At 44.9% G+C, this 20,237-nt stretch carries 15 protein-coding genes; 12 read left to right on the forward strand and 3 right to left on the reverse strand.

Annotated elements, in window-relative coordinates; all coding sequences use genetic code 11:
- The 10 genes from VN379_RS07660 to VN379_RS07705 all read left to right on the forward strand — a co-directional run.
- Nucleotides 1–1,683: HAMP domain-containing methyl-accepting chemotaxis protein (locus tag VN379_RS07660; RefSeq protein ID WP_325532480.1), on the forward strand; the 1,683-nt coding region annotated here is incomplete at its 5' end.
- A gap of 45 nt (nt 1,684–1,728) precedes the next feature.
- Complete coding sequence (locus VN379_RS07665; RefSeq protein WP_325532482.1) at nt 1,729–1,923, forward strand: H-type small acid-soluble spore protein; 195 nt, start codon at nt 1,729–1,731, stop codon at nt 1,921–1,923.
- A gap of 205 nt (nt 1,924–2,128) precedes the next feature.
- Nucleotides 2,129–3,838: a thiol reductant ABC exporter subunit CydD gene (cydD, locus tag VN379_RS07670; protein ID WP_325532484.1), complete on the forward strand. Its 1,710-nt coding sequence runs from the start codon at nt 2,129–2,131 to the stop codon at nt 3,836–3,838.
- Nucleotides 3,831–5,558: a thiol reductant ABC exporter subunit CydC gene (gene cydC, locus VN379_RS07675; protein WP_325532486.1), complete on the forward strand. Its 1,728-nt coding sequence runs from the start codon at nt 3,831–3,833 to the stop codon at nt 5,556–5,558. Before cydD ends, cydC begins: the two co-directional genes overlap by 8 nt.
- A 43-nt stretch (nt 5,559–5,601) precedes the next feature.
- Entirely contained in the window at nt 5,602–6,282 is a 681-nt protein-coding gene (locus VN379_RS07680) for a DUF2225 domain-containing protein (RefSeq protein ID WP_325532488.1), read from the forward strand.
- A 344-nt stretch (nt 6,283–6,626) separates the two neighbouring features.
- The gene (locus VN379_RS07685) at nt 6,627–10,334 is read left to right on the forward strand and encodes an ATP-binding protein (protein WP_325532490.1); all 3,708 of its coding nucleotides are present in this window, start codon (nt 6,627–6,629) and stop codon (nt 10,332–10,334) included.
- Nucleotides 10,335–10,428: 94 nt separating this feature from the next.
- The gene (locus VN379_RS07690) at nt 10,429–11,091 is read left to right on the forward strand and encodes a response regulator transcription factor (protein WP_325532492.1); all 663 of its coding nucleotides are present in this window, start codon (nt 10,429–10,431) and stop codon (nt 11,089–11,091) included.
- Nucleotides 11,092–11,820 carry a response regulator transcription factor gene (locus VN379_RS07695; protein ID WP_325532494.1) on the forward strand — a complete coding sequence of 243 codons (729 nt, stop codon included), beginning with the start codon at nt 11,092–11,094 and terminating at the stop codon, nt 11,818–11,820.
- 191 nt (nt 11,821–12,011) lie between these two features.
- Nucleotides 12,012–12,233: a hypothetical protein gene (locus VN379_RS07700; RefSeq protein ID WP_325532496.1), complete on the forward strand. Its 222-nt coding sequence runs from the start codon at nt 12,012–12,014 to the stop codon at nt 12,231–12,233.
- A 610-nt stretch (nt 12,234–12,843) separates the two neighbouring features.
- On the forward strand, nt 12,844–15,291 hold the full coding sequence (locus tag VN379_RS07705; protein WP_325532498.1) for a diguanylate cyclase: 2,448 nt from the start codon (nt 12,844–12,846) through the stop codon (nt 15,289–15,291).
- Between the two features lie 106 nt (nt 15,292–15,397).
- Here VN379_RS07705 and VN379_RS07710 read toward each other — a convergent pair whose 3' ends face one another.
- A complete protein-coding gene (locus VN379_RS07710; RefSeq protein WP_325532501.1) occupies nt 15,398–15,901 on the reverse strand; it encodes a flavin reductase family protein in 504 nt (167 codons plus the stop codon).
- A 59-nt stretch (nt 15,902–15,960) separates the two neighbouring features.
- Nucleotides 15,961–17,241, reverse strand: a complete 1,281-nt coding sequence (larA, locus tag VN379_RS07715; protein WP_325532503.1) for a nickel-dependent lactate racemase — start codon at nt 17,239–17,241, stop codon at nt 15,961–15,963.
- 260 nt (nt 17,242–17,501) lie between these two features.
- Here larA and VN379_RS07720 point away from each other — a divergent pair, with 260 nt between their 5' ends.
- Both VN379_RS07720 and VN379_RS07725 read left to right on the forward strand, forming a co-directional pair.
- Nucleotides 17,502–18,128: a DUF3793 family protein gene (locus tag VN379_RS07720; protein WP_325532504.1), complete on the forward strand. Its 627-nt coding sequence runs from the start codon at nt 17,502–17,504 to the stop codon at nt 18,126–18,128.
- Between the two features lie 152 nt (nt 18,129–18,280).
- Complete coding sequence (locus VN379_RS07725) at nt 18,281–19,444, forward strand: type III PLP-dependent enzyme (RefSeq protein WP_325532506.1); 1,164 nt, start codon at nt 18,281–18,283, stop codon at nt 19,442–19,444.
- A gap of 97 nt (nt 19,445–19,541) precedes the next feature.
- On the opposite strand, the gene wrbA is transcribed toward VN379_RS07725, so the two are convergent.
- A complete protein-coding gene (gene wrbA / locus VN379_RS07730) occupies nt 19,542–20,159 on the reverse strand; it encodes an NAD(P)H:quinone oxidoreductase (protein ID WP_325532508.1) in 618 nt (205 codons plus the stop codon).
- Between the last annotated feature and the right edge of the window lie 78 nt (nt 20,160–20,237).

Consider the following 20,237-nt stretch of genomic DNA (forward strand, 5'->3'; position numbering starts at 1 on the left):
GGCTTACTTGGTGCCATTGCTGGAACTTCAATATTTTCATCTTATGCGCTCAAATCGGAGATTCAAGATATTGAGGTTTCTAATAAACGGTCTATTCTGGCAGCAAAAGCAGAAAATGAATATACTGGTGCGGTCTTGGAGATCAGACGATTTATTGCTGACGGTGATGATAAATACAGCAAAAATTTTGAAGACAAGTTAAATAATGTTCTGGTATTAGAGTCTCAACTGCTTGATCTGACCGGTGCTGAGCAAAAAAAAGGGATTGAAAAGCTAATTCAGGATACAACAAGTTATAAAACTGGCGTAACAGAACAACTGATTCCAATTCTACGGCAGCAGTTTATTGAAAAACAGGCAGGAAATACTATTAAATATAACGATTTAGCTGGACAGTCGACGGTAGTAACCCGCAACTTGACACCATTTGCCCAAAGTATCCAGCAAACACTGCATACTGAAATGGAAGAGAATTCAAAAGTGTCTGCAGAAAAAGTGAATTCTGCGCAAAAACGCAACACTGACGCGGTAATTACTGCTGTTACCGTTGGGATCATCTCGCTGTTGGCGGGAGCTGCTCTAAGCATAATCTTGACAAAGATGGTTACCCGGCCGATTCAAGCCGTGACAAAGCAGTTAGATCAAATGGCAGAGGGTAATTATACTGGTCAAATAGATGTTCAACTGCAAAAACGCAAAGATGAATTCGGTAATGTTGCCGCTTCATTGGCGTATTTGCAGCAAAATACGCGGGCTTTGCTCTTACAAGTTCAACAGGGAGCAGAGCATCTGGCAGCTTCATCAGAACAATTGACTGCAAGCGCTGAACAATCAGCACAAGCGACTCAGCAAGTGGCCACAGCTATTAATCAGGTTGCTTCGGGAGTTGAGCAACAAGTATCGGCAGTGAACAGCACTGTAGTCGTCGTAGAAAAAATGTCGTCCAGTATTGAATTTGCAGCAGTTAGTGCTAACGGTGTGACCGCTATTTCAGAACAGGCTGCTTATGCTGTACAGACAGGAATGCAATCGATTGCAGCAGCTGTTGACCAAATGAACAGTATTGAAAGATCCGTTTCCGGCTCAGCTAACGTTGTTACTAAGCTCGGTGAGCGGTCTAAGGAGATTGGCCAAATTGTAGACACTATCTCTGGAATTGCCGGTCAAACCAATCTGCTGGCGCTTAATGCCGCAATCGAAGCTGCCCGCGCTGGAGAGCAAGGCAGAGGGTTTGCCGTTGTTGCGGAGGAGGTCCGTAAACTTGCTGAACAATCACAACTGGCGGCAAAACAGATAGCCGATTTAATTACCGAGATTCAAACAGACACCGAAAAAGCAGTTTTCACTATGGCCGACGGCACGCACGAAGTAAAGATAGGAAGTGAAGTTGTAGGTTTGGCAGGTAAAGCATTTAACGATATTGCTGTCCTCATAACCCAGGTATCGGTCCAGATAAAAGAGATCTCGGCGTCTGTACATCAGATGTCTGCCGGGAGTCAGCAAATAGTTAAGGCTGTTCACTCTGTTGATAGTGTAAGCAAAAATACTGCCGGTCAAACGCAGACCGTTTCAGCAGCTACTGAGGAGCAGGCGGCCTCAATGCAGGAGATTACCTCATCCAGTCAGGTGTTGGCGAAAATGGCTGAAGAATTGCAAGAGTCAGTACAAAAGTTTAAAGTATAAACTGATCATCTGGTGAAATACTACTCCTCAAAAGGGGTGGCTAAGATGAAAGTGACAAGAGCTGAAGAGATTATGAAGTCTGAAGAGGTTATCGGCGTAAAGTACCGCAATAATTATGTCTGGATTGAAGACGTGAATAAAGAACGCAGTACAGCCCATGTTACCTATCTTGAGAAACACAATACAGTTCATGTTGATGTGGACCAGCTCGAAGAAACTGGTCTGATAGAAATGCAGTAGACTAGCCAAGACAGTCTGTTTATGCGCATGTCTTAGGTTACTAAATTATTTTTATGACTGTATGGTTGCCAGAAGCAGGAACATGACAATATTTGTAGTATATATTACTAACAAGGACGACATAATTAAACCGCCTACTAGTGGCGGTTTTCTCTTTATAGGCAGGTGAAATAAGCTGATTGACAGGCATTTGAGTCAACAGGCAATGACGCAGCGCGGTTTACTGGCTGTGGTTGTTGGGTTAGGGGTAAGTGGCGGGGCATTGGCAGTTGCGCAGGCCTATTATCTAACTCAGGTAATTGACAGGATCTTTTTAGGCAGGCAAGACTTAGCAGCCGTCGCGGATACCTTATGGTTGCTTACCGGCCTGGCTTGCTTACGGGCGATTACTACATATTTCGAAGAAGTACAGGCTTTCAATCTGGCGACAGTGATAAAAACAGCCCTTCGGGAACGGTTGACGCGACATTTGTTCAGCCTAGGTCCGGTGACGCTTGCCAATCAGCAAGCTGGTGAGTTGATAAACATTGTCAGCACAGGGGTAGAAAATCTGGAACCCTACTTTGCCAAATATCTGCCGCAATTAGCTAAAGCATTCTTTATTCCGGTATTGATTCTAGTTGTGGTGTGGCCGCTTGATCGGACTACGGCGGCTATAATGCTGGTGACTGCACCCCTAATCCCGCTATTTATGGTTCTCATCGGCAAAGCGGCCGAACGGAGGAATAGCCGGCAATGGGAGACCTTAAATAATATGAGCGCCCACTTCTTGGATGTGCTGGCCGGGTTGGCAACCCTAAAAATATTTGGGAGGAGCCTTGAGCAGATAACAATTATTAACAGAGTTGGCCGGGAGTTTCGTGATGCTACCCTTGATGTACTCAAAGTTGCTTTTCTGTCAGCTCTGGCGTTGGAGCTTCTGGCAACCATCAGCACGGCACTGGTTGCCGTAGCCCTGGGTCTCAGGCTGCTTTACGGTGAAGTTACTTTTACTCAGGCCTTTTTTGTGCTGCTGCTAACACCTGAATATTATCTGCCACTGCGCCTCTTAGGCAGTCAGTTTCACGCCGGAATGACCGGAAAAACGGCTGCTGCTGATATATTTCGGCTATTAGCACTAAACGGGGGAAATCGTGCTGCCGGTATTGAACCGTTTTCGCCTCAGCAGCAGATTACACTTACTTTTAATCAGATTTACGCTACTTACCAAAACGGTAAGCGTCCGGCTTTAGCTGGAATATCCTTTATGCTGGAGGCAGGTCAGCATTTGGCTATTGTTGGACCGAGTGGGGCTGGTAAAAGTACGGTTGCTGCCCTGATTCTAGGTTTCATTGCACCTGCTTCAGGAAAAATTACGGTCAATGGCCAAGACCTTTCATCACTCAAACCAGCGGAGTGGTTACGTCATGTGGCCTTTGTGCCACAACGGCCACATTTGTTTCAGGGGACAGTGGCGGAAAATATTCGTTTGGCCAGGCCCGATGCGTCTATGGCCGCTGTTATTCAGGCTGGAGTAGCAGCCGGGGCGCATGATTTTATTAGCCGTTTGCCTAATGGCTATGAAACGTTGGTAGGAGAAGGCGGCCGGAATTTGAGCGGTGGTGAATGCCAGCGATTGGCAATTGCCAGGGCATTTTTACAAGATGCACCGCTACTTATATTAGATGAGGCAGCACGTGGTCTGGATGTTACCTCGCAGGCATTATTGGATACTGCATTAGCCCGGCTGCTCACCGGGCGGACTGCGATTATTATTGCCCACCGCCTGACAACCGTGCGGCAGGCTGACAAAATTATTGTGTTGACAGAGGGCAACATTGCTGAGATAGGCACACATGCTGAATTACTTAAGAACCGGGGCGTGTACAGTCAGTTTGTAGATGCAGCCCAAGCCAGGAGGGGGCAGTATGCTTAAGCTTTTATTAGGCAGCAGGAGCACATTGTGGATGGCTGCCGCCACCTGTATAGTAGGCAGTTTAACCATTTATGCCAGTATTGGTCTTCTAGCGGCCTCGGCCTGGTTGATTTCAACCGCTGCTCTCCATCCGCAAATTGCCGCTTTGTCTGTAGCCATTGTCGGGGTGCGGTTTTTTGGTCTGGCACGGGCGGTCTGCCGTTACTTGGAACGGTATTTGAGCCATGATGTTACCTTTCGGCTGCTGGCTGATATCCGGGTGTGGCTGTATACCCGCCTGGAACCGCTGGCACCGGCCGGTTTGCTGTCCTTTACTAAAGGTGATGTGTTTAGTCGCCTTGTCGCAGATGTGGAGACATTGCAGTATTTCTATTTGCGTGGTTTTTTCCCGACACTGATCGCGGTGCTCACTGCTGTTGCAACGCTGGCTCTGCTGGGGTGGCTGGCCCCGACGCTGGTCTGGCCTGTTGCCGGGGCCTTTCTGGCAGTAGGCTGCCTCCTGCCGGTTCTACTTGCTCACTTTGGTCAAAAGGCAGGGCGGGGTGTGATTAAGAACAGGGCGGCACTTAATGGGGCTCTTGCTGACTGTGTTGAAGGCATGACTGAACTGGCTGTCCTAAGCTTGCCTGAAAAGCAAGCAGCCCAAGTAGCAGCAGTAAATGGTAATCTGGTTGCAAGTCAAAAACAAGCGAAAGTAATAACCGCTTTAGCAGACTCTTTGGGAAACCTGGGGATGAATCTGACCACGATTGCCGTTGTCGCTCTGGCAGCACCACTCGTCAGTAACGGCAGCATTAGCGGGATTTATCTGGCAGTGGTGGCGTTGGCTGTGCAGGCAAGTTTTGAAGCTATTTTGCCGCTGCCGGCTGTTGTCTACTTTTGGCAGGAGAGTATGGCTGCATTGGCCCGCATTAAGGCGATCGCTTACCTACCGCCTATGGTTGGCGGTGCAGGCAGCAAAGCAATACTGCCAGGCTCTATTGAGCTTGCTGCCCGCAATCTGTCATTTGCTTATCAGCCTGATTTGCCACCAGTATTATCAGGTATAACTTTCAGCCTGCCAGCAACAAGACGGCTGGCTATCGTGGGGGCAAGCGGGGCAGGGAAAAGTACCTTGGCAGGGATTATCTTAAGGTTTTGGAACCATAACCAAGGGGAATTGTTGGTAAACGGAATCGATATCAGGGAGTATAAGCCGGAGAATGTACGCCAGGCTCTAAGCGTAGTAAGCCAGGATACCTATCTTTTTAACGCAACGATCAGGGACAATATTCTGCTGGCCAGACCGGATGCGACAGAGACCGAGCTTAGCGAAGCCTTGGTTGGTGCTCAATTAGAAAATTTTATTGCCAAGCTGCCTCTGGGCCTGGAAACAATGACTGGCCAAAATGGACTGGCCCTTTCTGGTGGGGAACGCCAGCGCATTGCTCTGGCCCGGGCACTGTTAAAAGCGGCACCGGTGTGGCTGTTAGATGAGCCAACTGCAGGGCTGGATGCTTGTACTGAAACAGCAGTTATGGAAAATATCCTGCAAGTGGCATGTAAACGCTCGATTATACTTATCACCCATCGGCTGACTGGCCTTGAGGCGATGGATGAGATCCTGGTTTTAAAAAATGGTACAATAGCCGAGCACGGGACAATGGATGAACTATTGGCCCAAAGAGGGGAATTTTTTCGAATGTGGGCAATACAGCAGGACTTGCTAAATATTGCTTGAGACCTAAGACTTGGTATGGTAAGGTATATATGGAGGCGATGATATGGCAGAGCCGACATACTCGGTGGAAAGACAATGTCCTGTATGTCAGAAACTATTTAACGTTACGCGGCTGCGTGGCCGTCAGGTTATGGTTAAGCAAGATACCGATTTTTGTGCGTACTTTCAAGATGTTAAACCTTATTATTATACTATTTGGGTGTGCTCTAGCTGTGGATATGCGGCAGAGGACACCTGCTTTGATAACTTGTCTTCTGCAGCTAAGGATAAGATTGCTGAATTTTTGGCAGGGCGGGATGTCAAAGTCAACTTTGAAGGGGAACGTACGCGCGCTCAGGCCATTGCAACGTACAAGCTGGCTATCTTTTTTGCTGACCTTATTTCAGCCCCTGCCAGCCGCCTTGCTGAATTATATCTTAAACTCAGCTGGGTATACCGTGAGGGGGAAGAGCATGAGGAAGAAAAAACCGCTCTGGCTAAAGCCTGTGAATACTATGAGCAGGCTTTGATGCGGGAGCGGTTACCGATCGGCACATTGAGCGAGGCGGCTGTTACCTATTTGATTGGCGAACTGGCCCGACGTATCGGCCAGAACGAAAAGGCTCTATCATATTTGGCTAAAGTTGTCGGCAGTCCGGTAGCCAAGCTTGAACCACGGGTAACAAACCTGGCGCGGGATGCCTGGCATGAAGCCAGGGCGGCCCGGGATCAGGCTGATAGTTAGCGGCCATTGTTTCAGCAATTATGCAACCAGGAGCGCTGGCGGGAATGACACCGTCAGCGCTCCTTTTTTTGAGTGATAAATAAGGGGTAAGGGGCGCTCTGAAGCGACGATTATGGCTTTCAGGTTAAAAATTCCTGAAGGCCATTTTAATTCAGGTAGTAGGTATAAGTAATTTACTATGAGGCGAATATTAGAGTCCAATTTACTGTTTATTATATTTTCTGAAGAATGATAGAGGGTATTGTCGAAAAATGTTTAATAAAAATATCTAAAACCGTAATGTATTAACATTTAAGGGTATATATGGCAGGAAAAAATGATAAATGAGAAGGGTGACTAATTGCGTGGACAATGAGCTCCAGGAAATAAGGAAGATTTGCAGTGCTGACTTGGCGGATGGGAAGTTAAATGATCATCTTCAGGTCACTCGTTTGTTGATACATAGTCTTAGTATTGACGAATCCAGGCAAGAATTCTTAGAAAAAGCGGTCAACCTTATCCAGCGGGAAAGCAAATGCAGCGCTGTGGGTATTCGGGTGTTGGATGAAAACGGCTATATGCCTTATCAGGCATATAGTGGCTTTAGTTGTGAGTTCTGGGAATCGGAAAACCGGATTCATATTTTTAGAGAAGAGTGTTGCTGTACGCGTTTTATCAGGGGAAAGCTGTTGCCTTGCGAGCAGGCGGTCACCACCACGTCCGGTTCTTTGCAGATTAACGACGCGGTAATTTTTGCTGAGGCTTTATCCGTGGATGAGCGACAGATGTATCGGGGTGCTTGTTCTAAAGCTGGATACCGTAGTGTTGTTATCGTGCCTATTGTTCATCGTGATGCTGTACTTGGATTGATTCAAGTGGCTGATGTACAGGCTAATCAATTCAATCTGGCAACGACAGAGCTATTGGAGTCGATCGCCTTGTTGGTGGGGAAAGTTCTTAGTCGGGATAAGATGGAACATTCTCAGAGAATCAGTCAGCATGACCAGGCTATATTGGAAAGTATTGTTAGTGGAATTAGCAACTTGGCCTATGTCGTCGATATGGATAACCGTACATTGCTCTATAGCAGTAAACAGTTAGATAAGTTGTGGGGTAAAAGAATGATTGGCCATAACTGTTATGAAATATTTGGCTTAGTATCCCCTTGCCCTGATTGTGCTATCTGGCTGGATCAAGGAGCTAATAGCAATTACGCCACTTGGGAACGCCACGATAATATTAATGAACGGTATTACCTTTTTGAGAAAAAAACTATTTACTGGCAGAACGATAAAAAAATCAGTACTGTGTTTGTGACTGATATTACTCAGCAAAAAATTGCCGAGAAAAAATTGCATGACAGCAATACCAGACTGGCAAAGCTGGTTAACGAATTGCAACAGCTTGGCACAGAGCTGGAAGCCGAGAATGCCGAAAGGCAGATTGCTCAGGAAGAGTTGCGGAAGTTCCGGTTGTTCTTTACTCACAGTAAAGAGAGTATGCTGCTTGTTGACCCTGCAGACGGCAGCATTATTGAAGCAAATCCAGCTGCTGAGGATAGCTATGGTTACTCGCGCGAAGAGCTGCTAAACATGAATATATCTGAATTGCAACCCGAGCAGCAAGACCAATTTATGTTTGATCAGCTTAATGCGGCTACCGGAGTCGAGGTTACCTTCGAGACTGTTCACCGGCGTAAGAACAATACGCTATTCCTTGTCGAAGTCAAATTGCGCGGTGAAAAGATAGGCATAAAACAGGTCGTATTTTTGTTTGTAAATGAAAGTTCGCGGGTACTGGGTTTGGCTAATGACGCCACAACGGTAATGGGTCAAACAACTTTTGCTTTTTATATTAATCCTGAAATCAGGGATAAGGTGATTGCTCAGGTAGATAGAGACGGTATTGTTAAAAACATGGAAAATCAGCTAAAAGGAATTGCCAGGAAAAGTTGTTGGGTTTTGATCAGTGCTTCAGCTGTAGAGTTTGAGGGCCAACCTGCTATTATATCCACCCTTGTCGATATCACAGAACGAAAGCAGGCGGAAGCAGCGTTACATGCGGTTAATAAAAAATTAGAACGTGAGACGAAGATTAATGCCGCACTGGCTTCGTTGTTTGCAGCGATTATTAATCCGGATACTACCACTGGCACGATATATCAACTAATAGTGGATCAAGCGAAATTATTAACTGGGAGTGAACAGGGCTTTATTTCTTCGGTTGCTGAAAGCTTTGCTGCATCCGGATTGTATAATTTACCTGGAGAGCAGCTCAGTGTAGAATTTGGCCTAGGGAAGCATTCACACAATATCCGAAGGGCCTTTTTTACGAATAACCCATCTTGCCATCCGCTAACTAAAGGATTGTGCAAGGAACAGTTTCCTCTGAAAAACTACCTTACTGTGCCTGCTGTGTTTGGAGAAGTATTGCTAGGACATATTACGTTGGCTAATTCGATGCAAGACTACACTGAATCAGATATTGAAGTGGTGGAACAGCTGGGGGAACTTTTTGCAATGGCCTTGTGGAATCGTAACCGGGAGGGTGAAATACAGGTTGCGCGGGATGCTGCCGAGGCGGCCTCGCGTGCCAAAACAGAGTTTCTAGCCAACATGAGTCATGAGGTAAGAACACCGATGACTGGGATACTGATTAGCTCCGAACTGCTGCTGGCGAAGTCCCTGCCGGTGGAAATTGCCGAGCACGTGCGCGACATTCAAGCTAGTGCAAAATCTATGGTAATAATCCTTGACGATGTACTTGATTTTGTTCGCTTGGAATCTGATGTAATCCGTATTGAAGAGGATGTATTTTCCCTGGTCGACCTAATACGATCTACCTCACTGCTAATCAACTCCAAAGCACAGACTAAAGGTCTGGCATTAACAACATTCATAGACCCCAACTTACCTGCCTGGGTGCTAGGTGACAGTGTCCGAATCAGACAGGTATTAACAAATTTGTTGGACAATGCTGTGAAATTTACTGCATCAGGCCAAGTAATCCTGCGTGTCACTCAGGTCTCTGCCGCAGAGGGGAATAGACCGTTAATCAAATTTGCTGTAACCGATACTGGCCCGGGAATCTCACCGGAAAACAAGGATCTAATCTTTGATCGTTATTATCAGATTGATGCGGCTTCAACTAGGCGCCATGGGGGTATCGGCCTAGGTTTATCTATTGTTAAGTTGCTGGTTGAAAAAATGGGCGGGAAGCTATCCTTTGACAGTAATGTGGGTAAAGGGTCTACCTTTTGGTTTTCTCTGCCGCTAAAGCCCGGAAACCTTATTAAAGATACTAAGGCAGGCTGGTCGTTGGCAGAGGCTGCACTTAAGGGCTTGCGTGTACTGTTAGTTGATGATAATGAGATGAACCGTAGACTTATTGCACAATTGTTGGTGCAAATGGGTGCAGACGCGGATGTTGCGTTGGACGGGCGGGAGGCATTGAGCAAACTGGAGCATAGGAAATATGATGTTGTTTTGATGGATATCCAGATGCCGGGGTTGAACGGCTATGACGCGGTTCGCTTACTGCGTGGCTCTCCTGAAACTGCGCGAAACCGCGACGTATTTGTTATAGCGATGACTGCGGGGGCATTGGATGACGAACGGGAACAGTGCCTTAACGCCGGGATGAATGACTATTTGAGCAAACCATTTACAGCGTCACAATTATATTCGGTTCTGACAGATACTACTGCGTATTTTACTACAAGTGACATAACACCAGATGTAATTTTCGATTCGGCGACACTGCTTGCATACGTAGGTGGCGATTATGATACATATCGAGAGTGTATCAAGCGTTTTCCCATTGTAATTGAACCGCTGCTAACAGATCTTATCACTTCAATACGAGCCGGAAACTGGCGAGCAGGAGAGCGATTGGTTCATACTCTTAAAGGCGCAGCAGGAAATTTCGCTGCACCTCGTCTGTACCGGACAGCTATGATTCTGGAAAACAGCTTACGGACCGCTGACGGGAATTATGTAGAAAACTTGCGGGCAGTAGAGGCAGTAGAGGCGGAATATCGCCAGCTAATAGAAAAAATCTATGAAGACCAGTGAAAAACAGAAGACTTTCATGATTTTATAAGATTGCGTAATTTATAATGAGTATGGTGATATATGTAAAGAGGGTGTCTAATGGATGCGTATTCTGATGGCAGAGGATGATCCTTTTACTGGCGAGATGCTGGTTATGCAACTTTCAAAGGCTGGTTGGGACGTTGAGTGGGCGAAGGACGGTCATGAGGCAATAACAATGTGTAGCAACAATAAATATGACTTGCTACTTCTCGATTGGATATTACCAGGCTGCAACGGAATCGAAATATGTAGTTTACTACGTCGACAGCGAAATTACGTACCCATTATAATGTTAACCTCCCGCAGCACAGTAGAAGACTGTGTCACTGGTCTGAACTGCGGTGCTGATGATTATATTTCCAAGCCCTGTATATTCCCTGAACTCTTGGCCAGAATTCAGAACCTGATTCGTCGCTCCCATTCTATCGATGAAGCTATTGTTACAAAGTCTGGTACAATTGAATACCGCTGTGGCGAGCGGACGATTGTCGCTAGAGGGCAATTAATCCATCTGTCGAAAAAGGAAGCAGCTTTGTTTGAAATATTGTTACGTTGTAAAGGGCAACCGGTTTCGCGGGAACATTTGGCGGTAGCCATATGGAAAGAAAAACCGGTGTCGCTTGCTGCTGTTGACCCATTAGTCGCTCAATTGCGTCGGCGCCTCGAACCTTTCCGTTTTTGCTGTAGCATTGAGAATGAAAGAGGAAGCGGGTTCGTTCTTCGCTGGGAAGATTGAATGTTGAAGGAAAAAGAAGCCATGCGAATTTTGTTGGTTGAAGATGAACCGCTCACTGCACGCATGATAAACAATGGGTTGACGACCAATGGAATTGAAGTTGATTGGAGTGAGGATAGTGAACAAGCAATTAGTTTTCTATCATATGACCATTATGATGCCATTATTCTTGCTTTGGAGAATGGCTTGACCGTTCTGAAAATATTACGGCAACAGGGAGTAAAAACACCAATTCTGATTTTTATTCATCGAAATACGATACAGAATCGGTTAATAACCCTGGAAAGCGGTGCCGATGATTTTTTGGTAAAACCATTCTCCTTCGTGGAACTACTTGCCCGGTTGAATGCCCTAACACGAAGGGTTTCTGGGAGCTGGACAGGGAATTATGAATATAATGGGCTCTCTTATGTTCCTAAGGAGCGAATACTTTCGTTTGACAATAGTTGTATTAGATTATCCAAGAAAGAAGGACAGCTATTAGAGTTATTGCTTAAACATAGAGAAAGAGCGGTTGCCAGGGAGACTATTCTCAGTCACATATGGGGACCTGGTGAAGCTGTGCCTAACAGTGCGGATGCATTAGTGAAACAACTGAGGCAAAAAGTAACCCTTCTATCTAGGGTAATTATGATCAGTACGGTACGTGGCGTTGGTTATCGTCTGAATATAAGCATCCAGAAGCAGGTTGACGAAATCTGCAACCCGACTAACCAGCTGATTGAGTGATGTGTGGGATAAGTAAGAATAAACAATAAATGCCGGAAAATGCTGAAAGCTGCGTTTCTATCATGATTTTTATAGATTCTACCTGTTATAGTAATAATGGTTTAATGTATCTTTTTGAGTCAATAGAAGAAATTTACTTCTTTATGTATATATGTATATAAGAGACAAAAAATTATTAAAGGAGAGCGGTGATGGATAGTAGACATACTGCAAATCAACTAGAAAATGAACTAACTGATAAGATTGAAGAGAAATTGCAACAGATTCGAGAGTGGGAAAAAAACGAAAACCCGGGCGATGTCGCTGCTCTTTATGTTGATTTGGAGAAGCTTCTAAATGAGGTTAATAAATTAAGAGTGTCAGCGAAAGCCCAGACTGCTGGCAAGAGTGGTGTTTTTTTAAAAACAGTTTAAGTAGTTGCTTAGATTGCTAACACAGCGATGGTTTGCCCATTGTCACCAGATATAGACTTTTAAGCTAGGAGAAGATTCGATGAAATCTTTTTGACAACATCAAGGTAATTTTAAAAACCAGGTATTCTAATTTCTATCACATTACTAGCTTTGGCAATTATCGGTTATAACAGGTATACCTATCTTGTTGAACAGGCGAATGAGGAAATAAATACTATTTATATAAAAAGGTTAATTCCAGTCAAACATTTAAAGGAAGGTACTGCATTTATTATCTTCGGGATGAGCGGATTTATATCGCGCAGATGATCGCAAAGCCATTACTTGCGATGCTACAGTTTATTAAGAGTTCGGCGCCGGTGCCGAACAGTCCAGCTCAAACAATAATCGGTAGCCGGCTCCATTAACGGAGTGACCATAGGCAAGAAAGCAGGTTAGTTTTTGCTGCTAGCTAAGAACAATTAGTGTCATGGGGGAAGTGAGTTAATCAGCAAGGCATTGGCTAAAATGCCAATGGATATCCGGTGTATTGCGGTAAGTTTAAGATGTAAGAGATCCATCAGAACCCAAATACTGATATTGCAGGGAGAAATGTTGGAGGAATACCGAAATGGTGCCATCAGATGACAATGTAAATATGTGGGATTGTAAGGATGTTGTACTATACAGAAACTTAATTAAGCAAGCACGGCATATTATTTTGGTTATCAGTACAGACGGTAAAATTATTGAGACGAATCAAGCTGCTGTTAACGCCTATGGTTATTCTATGAATGAGCTCAGGAGCATGAATATTTACGAGTTGCGTTCTCCGGACACACTTTCTCAGGTTGATGATCAAATTGAGATGGCCCAACAAACAGGTATTGTGTTTCGCACTTTTCATATACGGCGAAACGGTGAGCGGTTTCCTGTAGAAGTTAATTCTCAGCAGGTTCGATTACCGGAGGGCGAAGCTGTATTTAGTATAATACGGGATATTACCGGAGCTGTTGTGCTGGAAACAGTTTTGAGAGAAAGCGAAGAAAAATATAGTGTTTTAAATGAAGAACTTACGGCAGCTTATGAAGAATTGCTAGCGTCAGAAGAGGAGTTACGGCAACAGTTTGATGAGTTATTAGCCAGAGAAGTAATAATAAGCCGTCAAAATGTCATTTTGACTTCACTGCATGATATTGCGGTAGGTCTTATGCATCAAGTTGACCTTGACGATGTACTGGCGATGATTGTTGCCAGCGCAACACAACTGATAGGTACACCTGATGGATTTATATCATTGGTGGATGAAGCGGCCGGTGTTTTTGACAGAAAAGTTGCGGTAGGGACTTTTACTCAGGATGTAACTAAGCGGGTAAAGGTTACCGAAGGCCTGCTTGGCAGGGTCTATAGCACAGGCAAGATTGCTATTGCCAAAGACTATAATACCTGGGAGCACCGTTTGCAGCACCCTGCTTTTGATGAAACTCACTATTTTGTCATCATCCCATTACGGCGAGGCATTAAAGTGATCGGCGCATTCGGGCTGGCATTCTCTGAACGAGGCAGAAGCCTTGCTGAGCATGAGGTTGTATTGCTACAGCGGTTCGGTGATCTTGCGGCCATTGCCTTGGATAACGCCACCCTGGTTAGCTCGTATAAGAAGGAATTACAGGAACGTTGGCAGGCTGAGGAGGCTTTAAGAACTTCTCAGGCCAGTAATCAAGCGTTAATCAACGCGATACCGGACCCCATGTTTATTATTAAACGGGATGGTACATTCATTGATTATAAAGCAGGTAGAGAACCATTATTAATATCGCAAGACTGGTTTTTAGGAAAAACTATTTTTGATGTATTTCCAGCGGAGATTGCCGCGAAAATGCTGCAGAGTGTTGAATTAGTATTGGCAAGCGGCGATATCCAGAATTTTGAGTATCAGCTTACCGTTCATGGCCAGGTTGAACAGTATGAAGTGCGAATTATTGGTAGTAGTGAAGATGAAGCATTGGTAATTAATCGCAACATAACAGATCGCAAGCGACTGGAAGAGAGACTGGAGTTTCTCAGTTTACATGATGCATTAACGAAGGTGTATAATAGACCGTTCTTTGAGGAACAGATGAAACGAATTCAACTCTTAGATGAGGGCGCGGCAGGAATAATTATTTGCGATGTTGATGGTCTAAAGATGGTGAATGACACACTTGGCCATACTATGGGCGATAATATTTTGCAAGTGGTTGCGGGAATATTAACAAGCTGCTGTAGCTCCAGCGAGCTCATAGCACGAATTGGCGGCGATGAATTCGCCATCCTTTTACATGGCCCTTCGGTAAAAGGGATTACAAACTGTTGTCAGCGAATACAAGAGAGGATTGATTTCTATAATGCCCAGAACCCTACTGTTCCCATTAGTCTATCAATGGGAGTCGCGGTATGTGGACAACCCCCTCTCGATATCGACAGTCTATTAAAACAAGCTGATGACAGCATGTACAGAGAGAAGCTCCACCGCCAGAAAAGTACCAGGAGTGCGATTGTTAAGGCGCTGATGAAGGCGCTTGAAGCCCGTGATTATATAACTGAGGGACATGGTGACAGACTTCAGGATTTGATAGAGGCGTTTGCCGTAGTTGTAGAGTTACCTGAGACCAGTATTGCGGATCTGCGGCTGTTTGCACGCTTTCATGACATTGGCAAAGTAGGGATACCTGATAGTATCTTATTTAAGCCTGACCGCTTGACTGCAGAAGAATGGGTTGTCATGCGTCAACATTGTGAGATTGGCTATCGTATAGCAGTGTCAGCACCGGATTTAGTGCCGATTGCAGACTGGATACTTAAACATCAGGAATGGTGGAATGGTCAGGGTTATCCGCTTGGGTTGGCCGGCGAGGATATTCCTATTGAATGCCGGATGTTGTCTATTGTAGACGCATATGATGCAATGACCAGCGACCGCCCTTACCGGAAGGCCATGAGTAAAGAAGCGGCAATTACTGAACTGTTTAGCTGTGCAGGACGGCAATTTGATCCTGATTTAGTAGCTAAGTTTGGAGTTATTATACAGACGTTTTGATGAATTATTGCATATAAAGAATCCCCTTTGACTGAGAGGGTATTGAGCAGTTATCTGGAATGATGGATTGCCTCAATACCCTCTTGTCAGAGGGGATTCTTTAATTCTATATTGTTTTATAAGCGGCGATGATTTCACCAAAATACATAGTGTGATAATCACCGGTTGCGTACCATTTGTTTTGGTAACCGGTGTCCAGGCTTTCGGGTGGCATAGTTTGTTTAAATACAACCTTGCATTCCAGCTGTAGGCCTGGGGCAGCAATAACTGGGGTGGCAACGGCCTGACTATTAGCCAGTGTAAGTTTGGCAGCCGCAATCTTATCAATATCACGTCCGGATTGGGAGCCGCACAGTGCAAGGGCCTCTTTCATATTGGCCAGCGGCAGGGTAATAGTAAATTCCCCGCTTTGCTCGACAAGCTCTTTGGTAAAGCGGGACTGGCGTACCATGGCGGTGAAGACCGGTTTGCCCCACATGATACCGACACTGCCCCAGCCGATGGTCATGGTGTTGATTTTGCCGCCATGGGCTGTAGTCATGAAGGCATTTTTGCTGATAAGCTGAGCGGTTTCTGCCGAAAATTGATCATAGGAAAGTTGGTTTGTCAAGATAAAACATCTCCTCTACTCCATTTTAAAGTATTGATGACACTCATGTGAAACTGCAATTATTTCACATAGGGAATAGTTAGTGGCCCCAAAGGCAATACCGCAACACTAGCACCTGGCATCTTTTCTAACAATTCGGTGATAGCCTCGCACGGACTGACTACTGGAATAAGCTTAGCCTCTCTTACTGTCTGGGGGTCAAGGCTGGAATACAGATAGCAATCGGCTTTACTTTGAATTAAGGCTTGCGCTTGAACCTGCCACTGATCAAATATCCGGAACTCGGGATTGCTGATCATAGTTAGCAACTCTTGCGGCGTATTTTTCATTTTCAGTATTTTTGCGTAGTTGCCATGGGCGGGTACACCGTCGGAGCATTCTGAACAAGACAAGATAGCACCGCCCTCTTTAACAACCTGGGCTGCGGCACTCAAACCTTTGACTGTTTGGTACAGGTTTTGGTCAAGCGGGTAACCGGAGTTTGTGGTAATGACAATATCAAACAGCTGATCTACCGGGTACATCGCATGGTCTTTTACAAAGGCGCAGCCAATGCGATGGGCGGCAATCAGTTCACCGGCAAATACACCGGTAATCTCTTTTTTGCCGTTTAAGGTAACATTAAGCATAAAATCAGGTTTAGCCATCAGGCAGTTTTGTGTGGCAGCATCCTGGACAATGTTGCCTTCTATCACGCCCCAGGTACTGTTCTTGTCGCCGATCATTTCGGCGTTATGGAAGTCCTGTATTGTTGATATACCGGCAATGCCGGGACAGATACCTTTAGGGCCGCCGGAAAATCCGGCAAAAAAATGGGGTTCTATAAAACCTGTCACGATCTTAAAGGAACAATTAACATATGTCTTGTTCAAATAGACATCAGAGCCGTAACTATTCTTACCCACCAATACTAATTCTTCAGACTCAAAGGCGTTGTGATTGATAACCCGTACAGTATTGACAACCTCCTGACCCAGCATCTGAATAAGTTCTTCCTTAGTATTGTCGCGATGGCTGCCCAGGCCATTAATAATGACAAAGTTTTCTTTGGGAACATGGCTGAGTTCTTCCAGCAGCCAGGGGACAAGCTTATGATTTGGCGTGGGGCGGGTCATATCAGAAATGACAATAGCTACAGTATCTTTAGGGTTAACCATATCCTTTAGCGGTGGGGTTCCTGTCGGCTGGCGAAGAGCCTTTTGCACAGCCATTTTTTCATCAGGCAATCCAGCTAAAGATTTAGGTTCGATGAAGACCGCACGGTCGGGAACCATAATGTTCAGGCTAATTCGTCCGTAAGCAAGAGATACCGGTTTCACGTCGATCACACTGCCTTTCATTCAGTTTTATCTACTGTTAGCTTGGCGTTATAACTATATTTTATCCTATAGTCAGTGGCACCTCAATCCAAATGGAACTATTATCCTTAGAAATCAGTAAATAAATAAGGCAGTAGCTTCTTAAATTTGACAAAGACGATTGACAATAGAAACAATAAACGATATACTAAAAATATAAATGAGAATGATAATCATTACATAGGCCTTTTTGCTTTTTGCCGCATAATATGTAAAAGAGGATAATGGGAGGAGGCGGCATTGTGCTATACCGGCAAACCGGGGAGTCTTTATTGAAACTGGAGAATCAAAATAGTCCCAACTATTTTTTTAAATGGCTGATCGTTGAGCTGGCCCCGACCATCTATGGGGATAAACCAGCTACATTATTAACATTTACTGATAGTCGCAGGTTTCTCCGACTGACTTTTTGGCGTAAGTTTGGGCCGACCTTTTTTCGTCAATCAGATATCGAGTGGGCTATTGTACGGGAGACCACCAATAGTCTTACCGTTTTGTTTTATCATCCGGACAGCTTGAACGGCTGCTTAAGGAAAACAGACCATTGTCAGTTTCTATTAGAGTTTGGTTATAAACCAGATTGTCCATTATACGAAAATATGGAGTGCCTAAAAAAGCGATATCAAAATGGTTGTCCTCATGAGATTGGGCTTTTGCTTGGAATACCGCTGAAAGATGTACTGGGTTTTATGGGGCAGGGTCAAGACTGTTTAAGTTGCCGGGGATTGTGGTGTATTTATGGTGACCCGGCACCATCTCTTAAAGTGATGGAAAAAATTGATGAATGCAAAACCTATGCTGCGAGCCTGATTAACTGTGGTGCAAGCCCACGCAGTATTTTGCTTGAAAAGTATTATAAAACTGCATAACAACGTCAGGATTAATAAACGATTTTCCCGCGTATCCTATTGTGGTACGCGGGTTTTATTTTAATAAAAAATTTACTTGCACTTTGGGTCAATTATGTTACAATCATATAGTGATTTTGGACAAAAAAATGTGTTAAAAGGAGCGATGATAAGTGAAATATTTCAGGTTATCCCAGGACGCTGTCAAAGCGCTGGCTGATAGCTATAGCACTCCGTTGTTGGTGCTATCTTTGGAACAGATTGAACTCAATTATAATTTGCTGGCAGAGAATATGCCTGGCGTAAAGATATATTACGCCGTCAAAGCAAATCCGGATGAGCGTATTGTCCGGAAACTTAGTTCGCTTGGCGGCTATTTTGATGTCGCCTCTGACGGCGAGATGCGGATGCTAAATAATTTAGGTATTGATGCAGAACGTTTAGTATACGCTAATCCGGTGAAAACGGCCAGCGGCCTAAATGTGGCCCGCGAGACTGGCGTAAATAAGTTTACCTTTGACAGCGAGAGTGAAATTGATAAAATGGCGGCAGCCATTCCTGGCAGTACAGTATTACTCCGTATCCGGGTCGATAATCCCCGGGCACTTGTGGACCTTAATAAAAAATTCGGTGCTCATCCTGACGAGGCTCTGGACTTGCTAATAAAGGCCCATGAAGCCGGACTTGATGTGGCTGGGCTATGTTTCCATGTGGGTAGCCAATCAACAGGCAATGAGGCCTACCTTGATGCCCTCAAGATTTGTCGTGAACTTTTTGACATAGCAAACAAACGGGGATTAAACCTTCGTATACTTGATATCGGTGGTGGTTTTCCAATCCCGACTCTTACCGAAGAACCTGATGTTGCAGCTATGGCTGCTGGAATTTACAAGGCGGTTAAGCAGTACTTTCCCCATACTGAAATTTGGGCCGAACCAGGCCGGTATATTTGCGGTACTGCCGTTAATCTTATTACCCAGGTTATTGGCACTAAGGTGCGTAACAATCAACAGTGGTATTTCCTTGATGATGGCTTATACGGCACATTCTCAGGTGTTATTTTTGATCACTGGGACTTTGAGCTTGAGACCTTTAAGACTGGAAAACGTATCCAGGCTACCTTTGCCGGCCCGAGCTGTGACTCGCTGGATATCATGTTCAAAGACAAGCCGACAGTCGCGCTTGATATTGGTGATTTAATCTTAGTCCCTAACTGTGGCGCCTATACGTCAGCTTCCGCGACCGTATTTAATGGTTTTGCCAAAACACAAACTGTGGTTTGGGAAGAGGTCTATGAAGAGATCATGGCTAAGCTTGAACTGGCTACTGCCGGATAGGTAAATTATTCTTAGAAACAGGTAAAAGATATTTGCGAATTTTAAGACTCCCGCTTTTCGAAGCGGGAGTCTTAAAATTCTATTCAAAAAAGCCTGCTTATTTGTTGATGTAAAGTTTTTGGGCGATTGTTGCCACATGTTTTCCTTGAAATGTCGCACCGGCAAGCTCGTTGGCGCTAGGCATTCTTTCGCCTCTGCCACCGGCAATGGTTGATGCTCCGTAGGGTGATCCGCCGGTCAGTTCATTAATAATCGATTGGCCGGCAAAGGTATAGGGTAACCCAACAATTACCATGCCATGGTGTAAGAGGGTAGTGTGAACACTAAGGAGCGTTGACTCTTGCCCCCCGTGCTGAGTGGCTGTACTGGTAAAGACGCTGCCGGCTTTGCCTACAAGCTTTCCCTGTTGCCATAACTGCCCGGTCGCGTCTAAAAATTGACGCATTTGGCCGCACATATTGCCAAAGCGGGTTGGTGTACCAAAGATAATGGCATCGGCGTCCGCTAATTCATCAAGAGTACATATCGGAATATGACTAAATGCCTTTTGGGCTTCAATTGCTCCCATCTTTTCCAGAATTTCAACACTTAATGTTTCGGGAATCCGGCGTAAAACAGCCTCAGCCCCGTTTACCTCACGGATACCTGCAGCAACAGCCTCTGCCATATGATGGATATGCCCATATAATGAGTAATAAACAACCAAAACTTTCAATTGGCTCACCCCTTTACTTAATATATATTCTTTCTAAATAAATTATTTCTCTTCAAATGCCTAATATCCTTCCTTAAT

The sequence above is a fragment of the Sporomusa sp. genome (assembly GCF_035561255.1).
Lineage (GTDB): Bacteria > Bacillota > Negativicutes > Sporomusales > Sporomusaceae > Sporomusa.

Excerpts from the sequence above, each read along its gene's own strand:
- VN379_RS07665 (WP_325532482.1), top strand. The coding sequence starts at position 1,729 with ATGAAAGTGACAAGAGCTGAAGAGATTATGAAGTCTGAAGAGGTTATC.
- cydD (WP_325532484.1), top strand. The coding sequence starts at position 2,129 with ATGACGCAGCGCGGTTTACTGGCTGTGGTTGTTGGGTTAGGGGTAAGT.
- cydC (WP_325532486.1), top strand. The coding sequence starts at position 3,831 with ATGCTTAAGCTTTTATTAGGCAGCAGGAGCACATTGTGGATGGCTGCC.
- VN379_RS07680 (WP_325532488.1), top strand. The coding sequence starts at position 5,602 with ATGGCAGAGCCGACATACTCGGTGGAAAGACAATGTCCTGTATGTCAG.
- VN379_RS07690 (WP_325532492.1), top strand. The coding sequence starts at position 10,429 with ATGGCAGAGGATGATCCTTTTACTGGCGAGATGCTGGTTATGCAACTT.
- VN379_RS07695 (WP_325532494.1), top strand. The coding sequence starts at position 11,092 with ATGTTGAAGGAAAAAGAAGCCATGCGAATTTTGTTGGTTGAAGATGAA.
- VN379_RS07700 (WP_325532496.1), top strand. The coding sequence starts at position 12,012 with ATGGATAGTAGACATACTGCAAATCAACTAGAAAATGAACTAACTGAT.
- VN379_RS07705 (WP_325532498.1), top strand. The coding sequence starts at position 12,844 with ATGGTGCCATCAGATGACAATGTAAATATGTGGGATTGTAAGGATGTT.
- larA (WP_325532503.1), bottom strand. The coding sequence starts at position 17,241 with ATGAAAGGCAGTGTGATCGACGTGAAACCGGTATCTCTTGCTTACGGA.